At 65.0% G+C, this 1,964-nt stretch carries 2 protein-coding genes and 1 pseudogene; 2 read left to right on the top strand and 1 reads right to left on the bottom strand.

The window, feature by feature from the left end; genetic code table 11:
* Window positions 1-382: META domain-containing protein (locus WAW17_RS31400; RefSeq protein ID WP_422336737.1), on the top strand; the 382-nt coding region annotated here is incomplete at its 5' end.
* Between the two features lie 376 nt (window positions 383-758).
* Window positions 759-1,019, top strand: a pseudogene (locus tag WAW17_RS31395) (glycerol-3-phosphate dehydrogenase); the annotation flags it as partial.
* Here WAW17_RS31395 and WAW17_RS31390 read toward each other — a convergent pair.
* Window positions 997-1,533, bottom strand: a complete 537-nt coding sequence (locus WAW17_RS31390; protein WP_422336736.1) for a hypothetical protein — start codon at window positions 1,531-1,533, stop codon at window positions 997-999. The pseudogene WAW17_RS31395 and the gene WAW17_RS31390 overlap by 23 nt on opposite strands.
* Window positions 1,534-1,964 lie beyond the last annotated feature (431 nt).

Raw genomic sequence — 1,964 nt, 5'->3', positions numbered from 1 at the left:
CCGCGAGGTCGCCGACCCCGACCGACCGCTGGTCGGCACCACCTGGGTCGTGCACAGTCTGGTCACCCCGAACGCGGTCAGCACATCGGCGGCATTGGAGCGCGCGGCGCCGCACCTGCGTCTCGATCCGGACGGCACCGCGGCAGGCAGCACCGGCTGCAACAACTTCACCGGTCCCGCAACGATTTCCGAGTCCAACGGCCGGACCACTATCGAATTCGGACCGCTCGCGACCACCCGACGGGCCTGCGAGCCCGACCTCGCGGAGGTCGAGCGGGCGGTGCTCGCCGTGCTGTCCGGCACGGTCGAGGCCACGGTCGACGCCAGCGAACTGCGGCTGCACAAACCCGACGGCACCGGCCTGCTGTTACGCGCCGCGTGACGCGCGCCCGCGCGAGACCCACATCGAACAGCGGTCGCGCTTCGTCGAGCCACTGCGCCAGCACCGGGGTGAAGTCCACCCACACAGCTCAGCGCGGGATCTCCGAACTCACGGGTTATCTCTTAGGAGGTCGACCAGCCCGCCCGCCTGTCCTCGTCAGCGCGTGCGAACGCACTGAAGCCGAACGCATCTGGGATCCACATCTCGATAGCGTGCCATGCACGTCCGGCGAGCTCGCGTACCAATCCAACCATCGCGCGCAGTTAGGCGGCCACGTCCACCGTGCTGTTACGGAGAGCGTCAAAGACGGCTCGGTGTGCGAACCCATGTCCACCGTCGGGTTGTCGATCTGGTCGAGGTGTCGGGTAAGGAGCCCCGGACAACGCGCATCGGGATCGAGTACTCGCATCGCGGCGTGAACTGCGCCGAGCATGTCGCACAACTTGTGGCCCCGGTCCTTCGGATGGGACGCCGACACGATCGACCGCAAGGTGAAGACCTACCGTGCGCGCGTGGAGGCGGAGGTGCAGTCTCAAGCCCAACCGGACGACCTCTCTGCGGACGCTTTGCGGGCGGCGGCACCGAATCTCGCGTCGAATTGCTCGAACCGCCGGTCAGTGTGTCAGAAGTACCTTGACCGCCACGATCACTGCGGCAACGAGCGCCAGGCCGATCGCTGCCCAATGCGTCAGGTGGGTGACTTCCTCGCGCCGCAGTCGCCTGATCACGTAGCTGATCGAGCCGATACGGACGATCATCACGATCTCGGCGGTCAGCTGTGCGGAGGAGGCGTCCCACCAGCCGATCAGGGCGGTACAGAGAATCGCACTCGGCACCACCGCCGAGGTCAGAATCGGCAGGGCATCGCGGAGTTCGCGGATCCGTTCGGCACGAGTCGGAGCGAGGCCGAGCAGGAGCGAGTGCCCCACTGATTCGGCGAACAGGTGAGCGAGAAACGTCGACAGCGCGGCTCCCACGATGACGGCGATGCCGAGTGTGTCCTGTGAGTGCGTCACGGGGACGAGCGCCGCCAGCACCAGGATGTTGCCGTAGATGTATGCACTGATCCGGCCGGCGGCCGATTCGGGTGTCAGGGGTCCCTCGTGGACCAGCGGCGGGCGATTCAGGAGTCTCGGAAGATTCCACTCCATTCTGAGAGCATTCCACGTGCGCTGGGTCACGTGCACACAAGGAACGAGATGGGGTCCGCCGATTCCATGCGCCCGGCACAGGATGGTTCACCGACGTACCCCACGGTGAAACGCACCGGGTACGACAACCCCCAAGCGAACAGGCTGGTACACACCAAACCGCTACCGAGCCCGAGAGTGGTTCCATCAGTATCAGTGTCCGCACAGGATCAACTTCGCAATCACCAGTTGCACTATTACCGCGACCCGGTCGCCCGACCGCCGCCCGGGACTGTTCGTCACGGACTTGCTGCTTCGTCGTTTGGTGGAACGATCGACGGAGACGGTCGCTTCCAGATGACCACCAAATCAGGGCAGCTCACGGAATCCGGCCACTGTTCGATGACAATGAAGGAACCATCGAGGCAGCCACCATTCATGAACTGCTGAAA

The sequence above is a fragment of the Rhodococcus sp. (in: high G+C Gram-positive bacteria) genome (assembly GCF_049286785.1).
Taxonomy (GTDB): Bacteria; Actinomycetota; Actinomycetes; order Mycobacteriales; family Mycobacteriaceae; genus Rhodococcus_F.
This window is presented reverse-complemented; position numbering and strand designations above follow the sequence as displayed.